Genomic DNA, 18,291 nt, shown 5'->3' on the forward strand with positions numbered 1-18,291 from the left:
CCGATGTAGCTCAGCTGGCTAGAGCAGCTGATTTGTAATCAGCAGGTCGTGGGTTCGAGTCCCTCTATCGGCTCAAAATGAAAACCATCTACAAAAGTAGGTGGTTTTTTTATTTTTGGAAATTTTTCCAAAAAATACAAAAATTTCAAATTTCAATAATTTAGAATTTGAGAAAAATTGAAATTTAGAATTTAAAGTATTGGAATTTCTACAAAAAAAAGCCCTGAAAATTCGTCAGAGCTTTTTTGTAGATTTATTCGTTTGTTGTCGCTGGAGCGGCTGTTGTAGCTTTCTGTTGCTCTTTTTTGATGTCAGCTACATATTTGGTTAACTTTTTACCGTAAAGCGATTTCGCGACTTTTGGACTCATTGATTTCTGAATGGTGTCTAAAAACTTCACATTGATGTCGTAAATCTGTGACATGGCAATATAAGGCGCGATTTCGTAATCTTTGTTTGTAAGCGCAAAATTTGTTGCGTAAAGATATTTTCTCTTTATATTAGATTCCTGCTTAAGATTTAGGCTGTCCAATGCCTTCTGGTCCTGTCTTTTTATCGCTTTGAAACGAGGTTCAACCATAGAAAGGTTTTCGTCAATAAAACGAGAATTTATCTTTTCATACTGTTCATACAATTCCTGATTTTTAGAACCTGTAATTTTCGCACCAGCAATAAAATTATCCAAGTCGGTGTTGATTGTCATGTTTCCAGGCTCGGCAAAAAATAAAATATTGTTGTCTAATGAATTTGTCACTCCGCGATCTAAAAACAAATAAAGCATTTCTGGAGATTCTAATTTAATAGTGCTTTCAAAAGCAGAGTTTCCGTCAATTTTGATGCTGTCGATAGCTACCAGGTTGGTGTCAACAATTCGTTGAATGTATAAGGTTCCTTTTTTTAAACCCTTAATGTTTCCCGTGATATGTACCGTATCTGTTGATTCTTTTTTGCTGCAAGATGCTGCAATGATTAAGGCAGCAAAAGCAATAATAGTTTTTTTCATTGGTTTTTAGATTTTGGTGCAAAATAAAGAAAATAGTTTAAATGTAAAGAGGTGGCAGTTTTATTTTTATAAAAAAATAAGTCCCAATCTATTTCTAAATCGGGACCATTCTATTTTAAAAAATCAGAACAAGTATTACATTGATAAGGTGTAAGTTGTGCCGTTTTCGTGCGTGTATGTGTATTTGTTGTCGCAGGTATTGTTTCCGTAATCGACCACGCCATTTAAAAAGGTGTTTTGAATTTTTAGTTTGCCTTGAGAAACATACTCGCAAGAATATTTTTTAATTAATGTTTCTTGGATTGTTAGTGTTACTGTTCCTCCAGTTCCTGATGTTACCGTGTGATTTCCTTCTGTCATTTCATAAACATTGTCTTCCAGTACATATGGAGTGTCGACACCAGCAGTTTGTTTTACAGTACAAGTGCCAGAATTTGTAAATGTACGACCAAGAATATCCGTAAGTTTTCCGTTTGTTACCTTTCTGGTCCATTGCGGTACAGTCGCGGTTGCAGTTGTATTTGTGTATTCGATAGTGCCTTCAAGAAGAAAGTTGTTTAGAGAATAATTAATTCGCTCTATGGTCATTTTGCTTCCTGTGGCGATTACTGGCCCCGTAAGTGTAATTTTAAGTTTTCCTTTTCGTGCAATATTGTTTAATGTGCAACCTGTTCCGTAATCTACTGTATAAACTTTGGGATATTCGGTTCCGCTTGGGCTTTCTACAGTAATATTAGCGCAGTTTGTTACAGGAGTCTCAGCGGGTTTTGCTGCCGGATTGGTATTGGTTATGGTTAATGCATTTTTGATATCTAAATCAGTCAAGGCATCTATTACTACAGAAGCGCTTACAGATGTGGTATCAAACTGATTGATAATGTCATCGTTATTTGAGCATGAGACATACAGAAATGCTGATAAACAAACAGCCGAAAGTACAATTACGGTCTTTTTCATTTGGTTTTTGTTTTAAGATGAGATTAATAAGGCATCCAAATGTAATGAAAAAAATCAGTCATAAAAAAAATCCTTAACACGATTTATCGGGATTTTGAAAATTTAAGTAATTAAAAATCAGTTCTGAAAAATGAATCGTAACTCAGGATTAACTGTATTTAGAATAGAGATTCTATAGAAAACAGCGACCAAAGTATTTTAAAAGATGAAAAAGGATTGGAATCTAAAGACGTGAAAAATATAAGTTCTGGCGGCAGCCATGAGCATCGTATTGATACTTTGAGCAGATGTTTCAGCTAAACTTAAAAAAGATTATCATCTTTTTCTAAATATATGCACAGCCTCCGAATTCAATCGAGAACACCGCCGCCTTCCTGAACTGAATTTTTATATTGTCACCTAATGTTTTTCTTGTAGATTAAAACGTTTGTTTTAAAGTTTTGATTTTCAATGGCGTAAAAATATAAGTTAGGGCTTTTGTAAAAAAGGGGATAATTACCCTTTTTTCAAAAAAATAAATCCCGTAAATTAAATTTTTACAGGATTTTTCAGATTGTTTTAAAAACAAGGCTGATTATTCTACTGCTTCAACGCCTTTTAGTGCATAATCTTCATATCCAAAAATAGAATAATCAACAAATATATTGCCGGTGAGGTCTGGTACATCTTGACGGTCTCTAATTCCGTTCGGATAATCGAGTTTTTCAATAAATGAAGCAAGGAAATAGCCAACTTGGTCGTCTTTTTTGTTTTTTGCTAAATCTAAAATGATTCCGGTAACTAGTTTAGAAAGCTCCACCACGGCGCCACTAATCGGATTGCTGGTTTTGGCCAGGACTTCTATTCCTTTTGTTATGGTGCTGATGTTTGCATCAGTCAAAATTGATTTGATTAATCCGGCATTATCGCGTGTTTTTTTGTCTAAATCAACCGCAATAATCTGCCAACTAAAATCTTTCGGAATTTTATTCTCTTTGTAGACAATGTATCCTGTGTCGCCAAAAGTAATTATGCTTTTGTCTTTTACTTTATTGATAGTCAGAAGAATTCTGGATTGAATAACTCTTGAAACCGCATCTTTGATAATCTCTTTTTTTCGGTTTTCATCATTGGTTTCGAAAAATTCATTAAAATCAGGAAAACTATCAGTTGACTGATTAATAAAACTCATAAATTGGATTTCGCCTTTTCCAAGCAAATCTCCATTTTTGATAATTCGTAATTTGTTTAATCGTACATAAAACATTGTTCTTGGGTTTTAACTGCCTACTCGGTTTAGGATTTTGGGCTGGCTCCTCGATAATCGCATTGATTTGTTGGTGGTATTTTCGTATTAAAAGTATTTCAAAAATATAAGTTTTTTTGTATATATACGTAACGTAATTGTTTTGTTTTTAATGAATTCCTTTTTTGTCAAGTACAAAAAAAATAGCCCTGTAGGCTAGCTTACAGGGCTTCGAGAAAAATTACTATTTTTAATTATTTAATCATTTCAAAACTTCTTTTTACGAAAGCAGTTAAAGCTTCGCCTTTTAATAGATTTTGAGATAATTTAGCCAAATCTAAGGCTTGTTTTACCAAATGCTCTTGATGTACTTTATCTTCTGTATTTAAGATGTTTGAAGCTAGGTCAGAATTGGTGTTTACAACCAAATTGTACATTTCTGGCATATTGCCCATTCCGAACATTCCACCTCCGCCAGTCTGGCTCATTTCTTTCATTCTACGCATGAATTCTGGTTGCGTAATGATAAAAGGAGCGGCTTGAGAGTCCATAGCTTCTAGCTGTACGCTATAAGCTTTCGGAATATAAGCTTCCAAAGAAGTTTTTAAAGCTGCTTTTTCGTCATCAGATAATTTTGAAATTGCATTTTCTTCTTTTTTGATCAAATTGTCAATGTGGTCAGAATCAACACGAACAAAAGTAAGGTCTTTATTGTCGTTTTCGATTTTCTGAATTAAGTGCGAAATAATCGGAGAATCTAAAAGCAATACTTCGTAATTTTTGTCTTTTGCTGCCTGGATGTAAGAATGCTGTGCATCTTTGTTTCCAGCGTAAAGAATTACAAGTTTTCCGTCTTTATCAGTTTGGTTCTCTTTTAGTTTTTCTTTTAATTCCTCCAAAGTAAAATAAGTATCGTCTACTGTCGGATATAAAACAAATGCGCCTGCTTTTTCGTAGAATTTCTCCTCAGAAAGCATTCCGTATTCTAAAACGATTTTAATGTCATTCCATTTTTGCTCAAAATCAGCACGGTTTTCGTTGAATAATGCTTTTAATTTATCCGCTACTTTACGAGTAATATAGTTCGAAATTTTCTTAACAGCGCCGTCAGCCTGTAATCCAGAGCGAGAAACATTTAACGGAATATCCGGAGAATCGATTACTCCTTTTAGCATTGTCAAAAATTCAGGTACAATTCCTTCTACGTTGTCGGTCACGTAAACTTGGTTTTGATACAGTTGAATTTTATCTTTTTGAATCTGCATATCAGTTCCCAGCTTAGGGAAATACAAGATTCCAGTCAAGTTAAACGGATAATCAACGTTTAAGTGAATGTTGAATAACGGCTCTTCAAACTGCATTGGATACAATTCTCTGTAGAAGTTTTTATAATCTTCGTCAGATAATTCAGAAGGCTGTTTTGTCCATGCTGGATTTGGATTGTTGATGATGTTGTCGGTTTCAACAGTTTCATTAACATAATCTTCAGGAGCATCTTCTGGTTTTGGAAGAGTTTCAGTTCTAGTTCCGAATTTAATCGGAATTGGCATAAACTTATTGTATTTGTTTAATAAGCCACTAATTTTAGAATCATCCAAAAATTCTAAAGAATCTTCTGCAATGTGAAGAATGATTTCTGTACCTCGTGAAGTTTTGTCAGCTGGCTCTAGAGTAAATTCAGGGCTTCCGTCGCAAGTCCAGTGAGCTGCTGGCTCGTCTTTGTATGATTTTGTAATGATTTCAACTTTTTCAGCTACCATAAATGCAGAGTAGAAACCAAGACCAAAATGTCCGATAATTCCAGAGTCTTTTGCAGAATCTTTGTATTTGTCCAAGAATTCTTCAGCTCCCGAAAATGCTACCTGGTTAATGTATTTTTCAACTTCGTCAGCCGTCATTCCTAAACCTTGGTCGATAATGTGGATTTTTTTACCTTCCTTATCTACTTTAACCTCGATAATCGGGTTTCCGTATTCTACCTTCGCTTCGCCGATGCTGATAAGATGTTTTAATTTTAAAGTAGCATCAGTTCCGTTAGAAACAAGCTCGCGCAAGAAAATTTCATGGTCGCTGTACAAGAACTTTTTAATTAATGGAAAAATGTTTTCTACTGAAACATTAATTTTACCTGTTGCCATATTTTTTAATTTTTGAGTTTAATTTGATGATTTTCACTTAGTCAAATAAAATACCAATTTTTATAAGGTGACAAAATGTCGGAAATGTTAATTTTGAAAGAAAATAAATAGATTCTAAAACGATAAATATTCGAACGAATCGTATATTTGTGGTACAATAATTGTTAAAAAGGCAAAATAATAATCTAAAAAAATTGTACAAATGAAGAAGAGTATTTTTTTATGCATGATTGCCGCAATGTTTTTTGCGTGTAAATCTGCCTCATCGACAGCCTCAACAGAAACACCGCTTTCTAAAAAATTGGACAGACCGACTCAAGTCGCTATAAAAGGAAACTGGGTATTGACAAACGTAACATACGCTGGTTCTGATTACATCAAAGTAAACTCATTTGACCTTGCAGATTCTAAATGTTTTATCGGAAGTTCATGGAGTTTTATTTCAAATAACAACAAAGGTACAATGACTTTGAATTCTCCAAATTGTACAGCATTTTCTTCTCCTATTGCTTGGAGTATAAACGATCAAGGGCTTTTTGTACTTAAAATCGTTCAAGAAGGAACAAAACGAAAAAATGTTAGAGACGGATATCTGCTTAAAGTTGCCGGTTTGACCGATAATTCTTTCCAGTTGATTGACAATATCAACGTTGGCGGGCAGGTTAAAGATGTAACTTACCAATTTCAAAGAGCAAACTAATATTTAAAAAGAGAAAAAAATGAAAAAGATAACTGTTTTAGGTTTAAGCGTATTATTTGTTGTAACTGGTTTTTTTACTAGTTGTGATTCGGTAAAAAACGCAAATAATACACAAAAAGGAGCAGGAATTGGTGCTGTAGCGGGTGGTGTAATCGGAGCTGTTCTAGGAAATAATTTAGGAAAAGGCGGAAACGCAGCCTTAGGAGCTGCCATTGGAGCTGCCGTTGGTGGTGGTACCGGAGCGCTTATCGGGAACAAAATGGATAAACAAGCAAGAGAAATCGATCAGGCTTTACCAGGCGCTTCTGTAGAAAGAGTTGGAGAGGGAATTCACTTGACTTTGAATGAAAATGCTGTTCGTTTTGATACTAATAAATCAACACTTACGCCTCAGGCAAAAGCAAATCTAGACAAATTGGTTCCGGTATTTAATGACTATGCAGATACCGATATTCAGATTTTTGGATACACCGACAGCACAGGAAAACCAGAATATAACTTAACCCTTTCCGGACAAAGAGCTGCTTCTGTACAGGCTTATTTAGTTTCTAAAGGTTTAAAAGCAAGCCGTTTCAAAACTTCTGGTTTAGGAATTGCAGATCCTATCGCAACAAACGATACTCCTGAAGGGAGAGCGCAAAACCGTCGCGTTGAATTTGCCATTACAGCAAACGACAAAATGGTTAATGATGCTAAAAGCGAAGCAGGAAGATAATTTCCAACAAAATAAATAATCAAAAAAGCTGTTTCATATTTGAAGCAGCTTTTTTTTGACTTTAGAACTTAAACATCGTAAATTTGACCTTTTCTAATTACAACTCATGCTCGACATTCAAAATATCACTTTTTCGTATACCGAAAATCCTGTTATAAAAAATATTTCCTTTACTATTGAGAAAGGTCAGAATATTGCCATTATTGGCGAGAGCGGCTGTGGAAAAAGCACACTGCTTAAGCTTATTTATGGATTGTATGATTTGGATGAAGGACAGATTTTTTATGACGGAAAACCAATTTTGGGACCAAAATTCAATTTGATTCCCGGAATGCCCTATATGAAATATCTTGCACAGGATTTCGATTTGGCTCCATATGAAACTGTTGCAGAGAATGTTGGTAAATTCCTTTCGAACGGTTTTGCCAACATGAAAAAACTACGAGTTCAGGAACTGCTCGAAATGGTAGAAATGGAACAATTTGCCAATGTTAAGACTAAATTCTTAAGTGGAGGACAGCAACAGCGTGTAGCTTTAATACGCGTTTTGGCTTTAGAACCCGAAGTAATTTTGCTCGACGAGCCTTTCAGCCAGATTGATGCTTTTAGGAAAAACGCACTTCGTCGTAATTTGTTCCGTTATTTGAAACAGAAAGGAATTACCTGCATTATAGCTACTCATGACAGTACAGACGCCTTGTCTTTTGCTGATCATGCTATTGTGATGCGCAACGGAGAAGTGATTGTAAAAGATAATCCGAGCAAAATCTATGAGGATCCGCAAACAAAGTATGTGGCTTCGCTTTTTGGCGAAGTAAATGAGATTCCGACTCATTTATTATTGCCTTACGAGGACGAAACACATAGGACTTTAGTATATCCGCATCAATTCAAAATGGTTTCTGAGTCCAAACTTTTGGTGAAAATAAGACGGACTTATTTTAGAGGCGGACACTATTTAATAGAAGCGGTTTATAAAAGACAGTTGATCTTTTTTGAAAGTGAAATCGATTTGCCGCTCGAACAAGAAGTTTTTCTGGCTTTAAACTATTTATAAAAATAAACCCGACAAATTCAATCTGTCGGGTTTTCTTTTTTAAATTCAGTGAGAAAATTAGTTTTTTAAATATTTTTCTAAAAACTGATCTTGTTCCCATAACAGGTGCAAGATATTTTCTTTAGCGGCATAACCGTGAGATTCTTTCGGAAGAATAACCATTCGCGCAGGCGCTCCTAAACCTTTCAAAGCTTGGAAGTAACGCTCTGTTTGTAAAGTAAAAGTCCCAGGATTATTATCTGCTTCTCCGTGAACCAGCAAAATTGGTGTTTTCATTTTGTCAGCATTCATAAAAGGAGACATAGTGTTGTACACTTCTGGAACTTCCCAGTAATTTCTTTGTTCTGTCTGGAATCCGAATGGAGTAAGGGTTCTGTTGTAAGCACCGCTTCGGGCAATACCGCAGGCAAAAAGATTAGAATGCGTCAATAGGTTTGCTGTCATAAAAGCGCCGTAAGAATGTCCTCCAACAGCCACTTTTTTCCTGTTGATGTACCCCAAGGCATCAACGGCATCTATAGCAGCTTCTGCATTAGCGACCAGCTGCGAAACAAAATTATCATTTGGTTCTGTCGTTCCTTCCCCAATAATTGGAAATGCGGCATCATCTAAAACTACATAACCTTTGGTCACCCAATACACAAAAGATCCGTAATACGGAAAAGTAAACTCATTTGAGTTTTGTGTAGATTGTCCCGCACTATTTTTGTCTTTGTATTCAGCAGGATAAGCCCAAATTAAAAGCGGTAGTTTTTCTTTTTTGGTTTTGTCGTAGCCGGCAGGAAGATATAAAGTTCCCGAAAGTTCTACACCATCTTTTCTTTTGTATTTGATTACCTCTTTGCTTACATTTTTAATGCTTTCAAACGGATTTTTAAAAGCTGTAATTGGTGTTAGGCTGTTCTTTTTGTGAATGTTTCTAAAATAGTAATTCGGATATTCGCTTTTTGACTGAATTTGAACTAGCACTTTTCCTGATTTAACATCGATTTCAAGCAAGTCTTCTTTTTTATCTTTATATGGAGAAGTATAAATACGCTTGGTCTGAAGCGTTTTGGTATTAAACTCATCAATAAAAGGAAATTGACCGTCTTTGGTATATCCTTCACCAATACGATAAGCGTTGTCTTTTTCGAGAGATAGTACGTGCCTGTTGTATTCATTCTTTTTGGTTTCAAAATTACCTGGGTCAGAATACACGTCTTGAGCGTTTCTATCTGTAATTACTTTTGGAGTTTGAGCAGGATTTGACGGATTTATTAAATATGTCTTGGTATTACGGGTATCGTACCATTGATCTGAAAGAATGGCAATACTATCGGTACCCCAAATAATATTGTCGAAACGTTGCTGTGTTTTGGCAAACGAAACCGGATTTTCGGTAAAAGGAGCATCCCAAAGAAATAATTCGTCTCTATATTCAACCTTATTTGCGGGATCACCTTCATCTAGAGCCACAACATAAGCTAAAGAAGCCGGTTTGTCGTTTCTCCATGTCATTTCTCTTTTTCCTTTTCGGACAGCCATAAAACCTTTTGGCATGATTTCGCTTAGCGGCACTTCGTTTACGGTCTTGATTTCTTTTCCTCTTATGTCGTAAACAACGGTTTTAGAAGGGAATCTGTATAACGGAACTACGTAAGAAAATGGTTTGTGAATGGTAGTCAGCATGATGTAATTTCCGTCTGGCGATATTCTTTCACTTGAAAACATAGCCGCTTCTTTAAACAAAACAGCATTTCCGTTTAAGCTTACTTTGTACAATTCAGAAGTAATGATGTTTTCAAAATTGATTTCGTCATTTTTGTTTTTAAGCATGTCTGGATAAGTTCTGTTTTGAGATTTTTCCCCAGATGCATTAGAAATAATTGGGCCAGTCGGCAAATCTTTTTTAGAATCAAGCAAAGGCTTTCTGTTTTTTGGAAGCATTTTCACCAAGATTGTTTCGTTGTCTGGCAACCAACTAAACGGATTTCCAAGATTGGCATTTACAGTGGCTTCTGTCAATCTAGTAGCTTGAGCAGAGGCTACATCCAAAACCCAAAGCTCTACTCCAGTAGCTGTAGTGTTCGAAAAAAGTATTTTCTTGTCGTTTGGAGACCAAGCTATATTGCTGATTTTTGGGTTTGCAGGAAGACCCGTAACTTGTATGTCGTTTGTACTGTTAACTTTGCGTATCTTAAGGTTGGTCGTATAAGTTACTGTGCTTGAAATATTAGTAATCGGATTAATTCTTAAACCAGCTAGACGAAGTTCTTCCTGATTCAGATCATCTAAGGTTTTGTAAGTACTGCGGTACATTAAGAGCAGATTTTCGTTTTTAGTATCCATAGACACTGTTGGAGCTCTTTCGTAATCGGCTAAATCCAAAATTGATTTAGAGGGTTTTTGGTATGTCAGATTCTCCTGCGCCACGGCGAAAAAACCAACATTCAGCATTAAAAATAAAGTAGCCTTTAATTTCATGTTTTGTTTTTTTTGGGATTAAAAAATGGTGGTAATGATTGTTTGTCTAAATACATTTAGACTTGTTACAATTTACACCGCTAATTTAATTCTTTTTATCTTTTGGCAGATTTATTTGTTTTTTTTGAATTAAAAAGCGCATAAGTTATCTCATTATTAGAAGATAATAAATTGTCGATTACGAAAAAAATAGTAATTTGTACGCTTATGTTTTAAAGTATGCGTAAATTTGCAATCCAATTTTTTAATAAATAATAAAGAGTATGTATCATTCAAAAATAGCGGGCTTAGGATATTATGTTCCTTCTAATGTTGTGACTAATGATGATTTGTCTAAGATAATGGATACCAATGACGAATGGATTCAGGAAAGAACCGGGATTCAGGAAAGGAGGCATATTATTCGTGGCGAAGATACCACAACCTCGATGGGAGTTAAAGCAGCTGAAATTGCTATAGAGCGTTCTGGAGTTGCCAAAGAAGATATCGATTTTGTTGTTTTTGCTACATTAAGTCCGGATTATTATTTTCCGGGACCGGGTGTTTTAGTACAAAGAGATCTTGGCTTAAGAACAGTTGGTGCCTTAGATGTAAGAAATCAATGTTCAGGATTTGTTTACGCACTTTCTGTTGCAGACCAATACATAAAAACGGGAATGTATAAAAACATTTTGGTGATTGGTTCAGAGGTACACTCAACAGGTTTGGATATGACCACACGCGGACGTGGTGTTTCTGTGATTTTTGGCGATGGAGCAGGAGCGGCTGTTTTGAGCCGTGAAGAAGATTTGACTAAAGGAATTTTATCGACACATTTACACTCTGAAGGACAACATGCCGAAGAACTGGCTTTGCAAGCGCCTGGAATGGGAGCAAGATGGGTAACCGATATTATTGCAGATAACGACCCGAATGACGAAAGTTACTATCCTTATATGAACGGACAGTTTGTGTTTAAAAACGCTGTTGTTCGTTTTGCGGAGGTCATTAATGAAGCATTGGAAGCAAACGGATTGCAGATTTCGGATATCGATATGCTGATTCCGCATCAAGCAAACTTGAGAATTTCGCAGTTTATTCAAAACAAATTTAAACTGAGCGATGATCAGGTTCATAATAATATTCAGAAGTACGGAAATACAACTGCCGCATCTATTCCGATTGCTCTGACAGAAGCTTGGGAAGAAGGAAAAATAAAATCTGGAGACACTGTTGTTTTGGCAGCTTTCGGAAGTGGATTTACCTGGGCGAGCGCAATCATCAAATGGTAGCATTTCATCTTAATTTTATATTAAAACCTGCTTAGATAATGAGCAGGTTTTTTATTTTTGGCAAGGAATAGTTTTTCGAAAAAACAAAAATGAAAAAAAATCAACTCGAAATAGCGTGCTTTAATTACGACTCAGCTTTGATTGCGCAGGAAAACGGAGCAGACAGAATCGAACTTTGCGAAAACATGAAATTGGGAGGCACAACGCCAAATTCGATTTTGGTTGTAAAAGTTCGCGAAAGCCTGAACATAAAAATGCATGTCATTATAAGGCCTCGCGGTGGTGATTTTGTTTATTCTGACGAAGAACTCACCGAAATGAAACAAGACATCAAACAATATAAAAAATTGGGAGTAGATGGTTTCGTGTTCGGAATTTTAAAAGACAACGGGAAAATCAATAAAAAGCAAAATAAAGAGCTGGTACATCTGGCGCATCCGCTTTCTTGTACTTTTCATCGCGCTTTTGATGTGGTCAAAAATCCAGAAAAAGCAATTGAGGACTTGATTGAATGTGGCTTTAAAACCATTTTGACTTCTGGTCAGGGAGTTGATGTTACAGAAGGAATTTATGCTTTAGAAAGACTGCAGCAACTGGCTGGCGACCGAATCGAGATTATGCCAGGCGGAGGCCTTCGGTCTTCAAATATCAAATTGATTTCAGAAAAACTAGAGCCAACGTTTTATCATTCATCAGCAATTACAAACGGAACAGAAACAGCAAATCCTGAAGAAATAAAAGAATTACGGAATTTTTTATAAAATTCAAATCAATAAAAAAAAAGGCCTGAAGTTGGCAAAAACTTCAGGCTTTTTCTTTTCTACAGGTATGCTAAAAAATAAAATTATTTCCAAAAAGCGGTTTAGAACATACCGCCGCCACCCTTATTGGTGTTGTCTTCTCTTTGTTTACGTTGCAGATTTTTGATTTTTGCACCTCCAAAGTTATAAGTTAATCCTAGATATACTGTTTGACTTTCCCATGTAAATTCTCCAGTTTGTGGGTAAGGATAGATTCCGTCAAACGAATATTTCATCGTATTGAAAACGTCATTAAATCTAACGCTGATATTCATTTTGTTGTCTAGCAAAGTGTAACGCGTCCCAATATCCATTTTATACATTTCATTTCGTTTCTGCTGAATATCTTCAACTGGACCTCTGAAAAAACCAAACAATAAAAAGCTTAAACGTTTGGTTGGTTTGAAATTTGAGTTCATACGAGCATTAAATGCAGAAGTTGTCACACTTCTCTCCTTGGGAGCACTTGTGTTGGATGTTTCATCAAAAACAAAAACTACACCTTGTTGTTTAATGCTTGAAAAGTCGATAGAAGGCTGGATATCCCACCATTTTGTAAGTTTGTAGTTGAACGACGCATCAAAACCGTATGAAGTATTGTCGTCATAATTCATAAAACTCAAAACTTGTTTGTATCCTGATGGATCATTAGGATCCGGGCTCAACGTTCTGCTGATTTGGTCGTTTATGCTTCGTACAAATACTCCTGCAGTAAAAGTTCCTTTTTCAAATGTTTTGGTATAATTTACTTCAACAGAATTTGTAAACTGTGGTCGTAATGTAGGGTTTCCGTAAGACGTTACCAATGGAGTAGAAAACTCACGTATCGGTTTTGTCTGCTCCAAACTCGGACGGTCAACACGACGGCTGTAGCTTAGCTGCAGCATGTTTTTGTCATTCAAATTATAGGTTAGATAAGCTGATGGGTACAATGTAAAATAATCGTCTGTAAACTTATCTTGCCCATAATTCAAATTAGCCACAACTTTGTAGCTCTCAAAACGAGCGCCAACCTGATAGCTGAATTTTTTATATTTCTGTCCAAAAGTCACATACCCAGAATAAATATCAGTATCATAAGTATAATTCGAAATCTGGTCTTCTAGAGCAACAGCAGGATTTCCAGTATTGTAATTGTTTTCTGTTCTGGTTAATCTTGCTTCGGCACCAGCTTCAAGCGTAGTTTTTTCGTTTAGCGGATTAACATAATCGACATTTAGCGTGGTTAATTTTCTGGTATCGGCAATATTGTCACTATAAACTATAGAGCTTGCTGTATTGTCTGGTCTAGTAGTCTGCGTATCGAAAGAAGCATTTTGAGACACTTTTGTATCACTATAATTTCCTTCAAAATCAAGGGTATGGCCTTCTTTTTTAAAGATATGTTTGTATGCTAAATTGTAAGTTCCCGTTTTATTTGGACCTGCATATCTTGATTTCTGAAAAACATTCAAAATGTTTGGATCATTATTGTCGTAATCGATATTAGTGTCTACAAGACCTGTTCCTGTTGATTTGTTTTGGTTAGTATAAATCGAAATTGTATTATGGTCATTAATCAAATAATCCATTCCGACTTTATATAAATAATTATCATTGTCGTTAGAAATGTTAAGGTTTTGGGTCACAGCCTGATCTAATCTCTGAATATGCCCATCATTAAAATAAGTTCCGAAGTTGTTTCCAGCATTTCCAAAGAAATTTACTTTACCGGTTTTGTAGTTCAAATCCAAAGACTGATTGTATTTAGCCGTCTCGCCAAAAGTGATACCACCGCTGTAGCTTCCGTTAAATCCGGTATTAGCATTTTTGTGCAGAACAATATTGATGATTCCAGACATTCCTTCAGGATTGTATTTCGCACTTGGATTGGTGATTAATTCAATTTTCTTGATAGAAGTTGACGGAATCTGTTTCAGCAATTGCGCAGGGTCAATATTCGACGGACGTCCATCGATTAATACACGAACGTTATCGTTTCCTCGAAGCGAAAGTTTACCATCTTGATCCACATTCACAGACGGAATATTGTTCATAATATCCGATGCTGAAGCACCTGCAGTTGTCAAATCTTTTCCGACATTCACTACTTTTCTATCTATTTTTTGTTCGATTGTAGAACGTTCTGCCACAATATTTACTCCTTTCAGTTGTGTTGCTTCTTCTTCTAGCGCAACATTAACAGTGGCTGTTTTTTTGTTTTCGCTCAGAAGAACAGAACCAACATATTTTCTAAATCCGATATACTGAATTTCGATTGTGTAGCTTTTTAAGGCAATGTTTTTAAAAGAAAAGTCTCCGTTGTCGTCTGTATTAACGCCAGAAACTACTTTGTCGTTCTCTTTAAGCGAAACTGTTGCGTAAGAAATAGGTGCATTGTTAGATTTTTCGGTAATTTTACCACTGACTGTTCCAGTGTTCTGGGCTTGTGCTGCTGCGATTACGCCCAGTAATGCGAGCAGAAAGAATTTTAATTTCATGTTAGTTATTGATTCTTTTGATTGATTGATGATGATGATTGTTGTTAGCTTTGTTTTTTTTTTTTTCTTTTTTTTTGACTTCAGTAAAATTTGAAGTCCCTATTAAGACTCACTTATGGAAGATATGTTACAGTATAAATTAAAAAAAGATTAAATTTTTTTTTGAGGCCCTGTTTTGTAAGACTTTAAGCTTTTGTTTTTTTTTGTAATTCTAATGCTTTGCAGGAGTTGTTTTTTATTAAATTCTAAGTGTTTTGTTAAATTTAATATGTTTTTGATTTTCTGTAATTGATGAATAAGCATTATCTTTGCTCACTTTAAAATAAGTTTACATGTCATTACCGCAAATTCTTACACCTTCTATACAAAAAGCAATTCAGGCATTATTTGATGTTACTGTTGATAAAATCGAATTTCAGACCACCAGAAAAGAGTTTGAAGGAGATATTACGATGGTTATTTTTCCGTTGTTGAAAGTAATCAAAAGCAATCCTGCAGAACTAGGAAATAAAATCGGAACCTATCTAGTTGAAAATGTTTCTGAAGTCGCTCGCTTTAATGTAGTTTCAGGTTTTTTGAACATTGTGATTTCTGACAGTTACTATCTAAATTTCTTTAACGGAATAAGAGAAAATAAACAGTTCGGATTTGTATCTCCAGATCCGGCAGAGAAAGCCGTAATGGTAGAATATTCTTCGCCAAACACCAACAAGCCGCTGCATTTAGGACACGTTCGTAACAATCTGTTAGGATATTCTGTAGCCGAAATTTTAAAGGCATCAGGTAAAAAAGTCTACAAGACACAAATCATCAATGATCGTGGTATCCATATCTGCAAATCGATGTTGGCTTGGGAAAAATTCGGAAGCGGAGAAACTCCCGAAACTTCTGGATTGAAAGGAGATAAATTGGTGGGGAAATATTATGTGGAATTTGACAAGGCCTATAAATCTCAAATAAATAGTTTAATAGAAAACGGAAAAACCGAAGACGAAGCAAAAAAACAAGCGCCAATTATTGTTGAGGCGCAGGATATGCTTAAAAAATGGGAAGCTGGTGATGAACAAGTTATTGAACTTTGGAAAAAAATGAACCAATGGGTTTATGATGGTTTTGCGACTACTTATACCAACCTTGGAGTCGATTTTGATAAATATTACTACGAAAGCAATACCTATTTATTAGGTAAAGATGTTGTTCAGGTTGGTCTTGACAAAGGCGTTTTCGAAAAAGATCCAGACGGCTCAGTATGGATTGATTTGACCGATGAAGGACTGGATCGCAAAATTGTTTTACGCTCCGACGGAACTGCAGTTTACATGACACAGGATATCGGAACTGCGATTCAGCGTGTAAAAGATATGCCAGATGTTGGTGGAATGGTTTATACAGTTGGTAATGAGCAGGATTATCACTTTAAAGTGTTGTTCCTAATCCTGAAAAAACTTGGTTTTGACTGGGCTTCAAGTCTTTATCATTTGTCTTACGGTATGGTTGATTTGCCTTCTGGAAAAATGAAAAGCCGTGAAGGAACTGTTGTAGATGCCGACGACTTGATGCAGGATATGACCGATACGGCCCAAAAAATATCAGAAGATTTAGGAAAATTAGACAGTTATAATGCTGAAGAAAAAGCCAAATTATACCAAACAATTGGTTTGGGAGCTTTAAAATATTATATATTAAAAGTAGATCCAAAAAAGCGAATTCTTTTTAATCCTGAAGAATCTGTAGATTTTGCGGGAAATACAGGTCCGTTCATTCAGTACACTTACGCAAGAATTCAGTCAATTATTCGTAAAGCTGATTTTGATTTTTCAGCTCCAGCTCAAATTACAGAACTGCATGAAAAAGAAAAGGAACTGGTAAAACAAATCGAGCTTTTCCCAGAAGTAATTCAGAATGCTGCACAGAACCATAGTCCCGCATTAATAGCGAATTATACATATGATTTGGTAAAAGAGTATAATTCATTTTACCAGTCGGTGCATATTTTAGGAGAAGTAGATTTGGCTAAAAAGATATTCAGAGTACAGCTTTCTCAAAAAGTAGCTGAGGTAATAAAAGGCGCATTCTACTTGTTGGGTATTGAAGTGCCGGAGAGAATGTAGTTGATGTGCTATAAAATATTTGGGAGCCGATAATTGACTTAAATTATCGGCTCTTTTTTTATATAAATAACTGATCGCGATAATTTGTTGTGAACAAGATTATTGAATGTAGCAGGATGACATAGAGCTGAGTGAATTTTCGGATAAAGACACAAAATAAAATTTGCAGTTATGGTTTTTATATTTATGTTTACGGTAAGAAAATTTTTAGTAATAATAGCTTTTAGGCTGGTGATTACGAGATGTTTAGATGACTTTTACTGTTAAAAATAATAATCGAGGAAGCCGAAAATCGTGAGAGTAGGCACAATTTTTTAAACCCAAAAATAATGATGAAAAAACCTTTACTACTTATTATGCTATTTTTAGCATTTACAGCAGCAAAAGCGCAAGATTTAATTGCCCCTTCTTATGGATTTTCCCATAGTAAAACAGCTTACATTACATTAGTAGACGGAACTGAACTTAGTGGTACTATCAGAGATATCGATAGAGACAAAGGATTAATTGAATTTATTAAATTACAAGATGCAGCTGGAAAAAAGCACAAATTAAAACCAGAAGATATTAAGCATATGTATTTACCGCCAAGCGGACTTGATAATTTAGGGAAAAAATTAGATTTCATCTCTGATTTTAAGCAATGGAACGATGACAAATTAAACCAAGAATACATTAAAGAAGGATATGCTTATTTTGAAACTGCTGAAGTAAAAATTAAGAAAAAAACTTCAAAATTATTAATGCAATTGTTAAATCCTGCATTCAGTAAAGAATTTAAAATATATTGTGATCCTTATGCTAAAGAAACTGCATCTTTAGGAGTTGGAGGAGTAAAATTCGTGGGTGGCGATGCTAAATCTTATTATGTTGCTAAAAAGAATTCACCAGCATTCTTGCTAAAGAAAAAAGAATACAAGAAAGAGTTTCCAACATTGTGGGAGGGTTGCGATCAATTGATTTCATCAACTCCAGAACCAAAATGGACAGATCTAACAAAGCATGCGATTACTTTTTCTCAGTGCAGCATCTAAATAACAGTATTTAGTTAGAGGTATCTAATTTATAAAAGAGCCGATAGTTGTCATACTATCGGCTCTTTGTTTTTTGCGATTACCCCTAAAAAACATGAAGTATTAAAATAAGACATATTTTCTATCCTTGTGATGTTTTTGTAGGAAATAACATTTGTTTTATTTATGTTTGTCTAAGAATTCTGAAAACAATATACCACACCTCTATATTGTAAAATTATTTTCTTCTTTGGTTTAATAGCATAAATACAAGCTATTTATTTCCAAAAGTGTAATTCCATTCAAGCCTCTTTACGACAGAAAATACTTTCCTTACATTTATTTTTATCTATTT

General features: G+C 35.2%; 13 protein-coding genes and 1 tRNA gene. 8 read left to right on the forward strand and 6 right to left on the reverse strand.

Annotated features, from left to right (window positions below; translation table 11 throughout):
* A tRNA-Thr gene (locus E0W73_RS12195) sits at positions 1-73 on the forward strand.
* Positions 74-253: 180 nt separating this feature from the next.
* Here the strand turns inward: E0W73_RS12195 and E0W73_RS12200 are convergent.
* The 4 genes from E0W73_RS12200 to htpG all read right to left on the reverse strand — a co-directional run bounded on the left by E0W73_RS12200 (position 254) and on the right by htpG (position 5,323).
* Entirely contained in the window at positions 254-1,003 is a 750-nt protein-coding gene (locus E0W73_RS12200; protein WP_135222360.1) for a DUF4369 domain-containing protein, read from the reverse strand.
* A gap of 135 nt (positions 1,004-1,138) precedes the next feature.
* On the reverse strand, positions 1,139-1,960 hold the full coding sequence (locus tag E0W73_RS12205; RefSeq protein WP_135222361.1) for a hypothetical protein: 822 nt from the start codon (positions 1,958-1,960) through the stop codon (positions 1,139-1,141).
* Between the two features lie 574 nt (positions 1,961-2,534).
* Positions 2,535-3,206: a hypothetical protein gene (locus E0W73_RS12210; protein ID WP_135222362.1), complete on the reverse strand. Its 672-nt coding sequence runs from the start codon at positions 3,204-3,206 to the stop codon at positions 2,535-2,537.
* Between the two features lie 233 nt (positions 3,207-3,439).
* Positions 3,440-5,323, reverse strand: coding sequence for a molecular chaperone HtpG (gene htpG, locus E0W73_RS12215; RefSeq protein ID WP_135222363.1), 1,884 nt, complete (start codon positions 5,321-5,323; stop codon positions 3,440-3,442).
* Between the two features lie 202 nt (positions 5,324-5,525).
* Here htpG and E0W73_RS12220 point away from each other — a divergent pair, with 202 nt between their 5' ends.
* From E0W73_RS12220 to E0W73_RS12230, 3 genes are all read left to right on the forward strand, one after another.
* The gene (locus E0W73_RS12220; RefSeq protein WP_135222364.1) at positions 5,526-6,023 is read left to right on the forward strand and encodes a lipocalin family protein; all 498 of its coding nucleotides are present in this window, start codon (positions 5,526-5,528) and stop codon (positions 6,021-6,023) included.
* Between the two features lie 19 nt (positions 6,024-6,042).
* Complete coding sequence (locus tag E0W73_RS12225) at positions 6,043-6,738, forward strand: OmpA family protein (RefSeq protein ID WP_135222365.1); 696 nt, start codon at positions 6,043-6,045, stop codon at positions 6,736-6,738.
* A 106-nt stretch (positions 6,739-6,844) separates the two neighbouring features.
* Complete coding sequence (locus E0W73_RS12230; protein WP_135222366.1) at positions 6,845-7,795, forward strand: ABC transporter ATP-binding protein; 951 nt, start codon at positions 6,845-6,847, stop codon at positions 7,793-7,795.
* Between the two features lie 57 nt (positions 7,796-7,852).
* Here the strand turns inward: E0W73_RS12230 and E0W73_RS12235 are convergent, their stop codons facing one another.
* A complete protein-coding gene (locus E0W73_RS12235) occupies positions 7,853-10,261 on the reverse strand; it encodes a S9 family peptidase (protein ID WP_135222367.1) in 2,409 nt (802 codons plus the stop codon).
* A 263-nt stretch (positions 10,262-10,524) separates the two neighbouring features.
* Between E0W73_RS12235 and E0W73_RS12240 the strand changes: the two genes are divergently transcribed.
* Positions 10,525-11,532: a 3-oxoacyl-ACP synthase III family protein gene (locus tag E0W73_RS12240; protein ID WP_135222368.1), complete on the forward strand. Its 1,008-nt coding sequence runs from the start codon at positions 10,525-10,527 to the stop codon at positions 11,530-11,532.
* An 89-nt stretch (positions 11,533-11,621) separates the two neighbouring features.
* Positions 11,622-12,293, forward strand: coding sequence for a copper homeostasis protein CutC (locus E0W73_RS12245; protein WP_135222369.1), 672 nt, complete (start codon positions 11,622-11,624; stop codon positions 12,291-12,293).
* A gap of 101 nt (positions 12,294-12,394) precedes the next feature.
* Here the strand turns inward: E0W73_RS12245 and E0W73_RS12250 are convergent, their stop codons facing one another.
* Positions 12,395-14,812, reverse strand: a complete 2,418-nt coding sequence (locus E0W73_RS12250; RefSeq protein WP_135222370.1) for a TonB-dependent receptor domain-containing protein — start codon at positions 14,810-14,812, stop codon at positions 12,395-12,397.
* Positions 14,813-15,144: 332 nt separating this feature from the next.
* On the opposite strand from E0W73_RS12250, the gene argS reads away from it, so the two are divergent.
* Both argS and E0W73_RS12260 read left to right on the forward strand, forming a co-directional pair.
* Positions 15,145-16,923, forward strand: coding sequence for an arginine--tRNA ligase (gene argS / locus E0W73_RS12255; protein ID WP_135222371.1), 1,779 nt, complete (start codon positions 15,145-15,147; stop codon positions 16,921-16,923).
* A 329-nt stretch (positions 16,924-17,252) separates the two neighbouring features.
* The gene (locus E0W73_RS12260; protein WP_135222372.1) at positions 17,253-17,957 is read left to right on the forward strand and encodes a hypothetical protein; all 705 of its coding nucleotides are present in this window, start codon (positions 17,253-17,255) and stop codon (positions 17,955-17,957) included.
* The last annotated feature ends 334 nt before the right edge of the window (positions 17,958-18,291 follow it).

This window comes from Flavobacterium foetidum, from assembly GCF_004634245.1.
GTDB classification, from domain to species: domain Bacteria; phylum Bacteroidota; class Bacteroidia; order Flavobacteriales; family Flavobacteriaceae; genus Flavobacterium; species Flavobacterium foetidum.

Excerpts from the sequence above, each read along its gene's own strand:
- E0W73_RS12250 (WP_135222370.1), bottom strand. The coding sequence starts at position 14,812 with ATGAAATTAAAATTCTTTCTGCTCGCATTACTGGGCGTAATCGCAGCA.
- E0W73_RS12200 (WP_135222360.1), bottom strand. The coding sequence starts at position 1,003 with ATGAAAAAAACTATTATTGCTTTTGCTGCCTTAATCATTGCAGCATCT.
- argS (WP_135222371.1), top strand. The coding sequence starts at position 15,145 with ATGTCATTACCGCAAATTCTTACACCTTCTATACAAAAAGCAATTCAG.
- E0W73_RS12205 (WP_135222361.1), bottom strand. The coding sequence starts at position 1,960 with ATGAAAAAGACCGTAATTGTACTTTCGGCTGTTTGTTTATCAGCATTT.
- E0W73_RS12230 (WP_135222366.1), top strand. The coding sequence starts at position 6,845 with ATGCTCGACATTCAAAATATCACTTTTTCGTATACCGAAAATCCTGTT.
- E0W73_RS12260 (WP_135222372.1), top strand. The coding sequence starts at position 17,253 with ATGATGAAAAAACCTTTACTACTTATTATGCTATTTTTAGCATTTACA.
- E0W73_RS12240 (WP_135222368.1), top strand. The coding sequence starts at position 10,525 with ATGTATCATTCAAAAATAGCGGGCTTAGGATATTATGTTCCTTCTAAT.
- E0W73_RS12245 (WP_135222369.1), top strand. The coding sequence starts at position 11,622 with ATGAAAAAAAATCAACTCGAAATAGCGTGCTTTAATTACGACTCAGCT.
- E0W73_RS12225 (WP_135222365.1), top strand. The coding sequence starts at position 6,043 with ATGAAAAAGATAACTGTTTTAGGTTTAAGCGTATTATTTGTTGTAACT.
- htpG (WP_135222363.1), bottom strand. The coding sequence starts at position 5,323 with ATGGCAACAGGTAAAATTAATGTTTCAGTAGAAAACATTTTTCCATTA.
- E0W73_RS12235 (WP_135222367.1), bottom strand. The coding sequence starts at position 10,261 with ATGAAATTAAAGGCTACTTTATTTTTAATGCTGAATGTTGGTTTTTTC.
- E0W73_RS12220 (WP_135222364.1), top strand. The coding sequence starts at position 5,526 with ATGAAGAAGAGTATTTTTTTATGCATGATTGCCGCAATGTTTTTTGCG.
- E0W73_RS12210 (WP_135222362.1), bottom strand. The coding sequence starts at position 3,206 with ATGTTTTATGTACGATTAAACAAATTACGAATTATCAAAAATGGAGAT.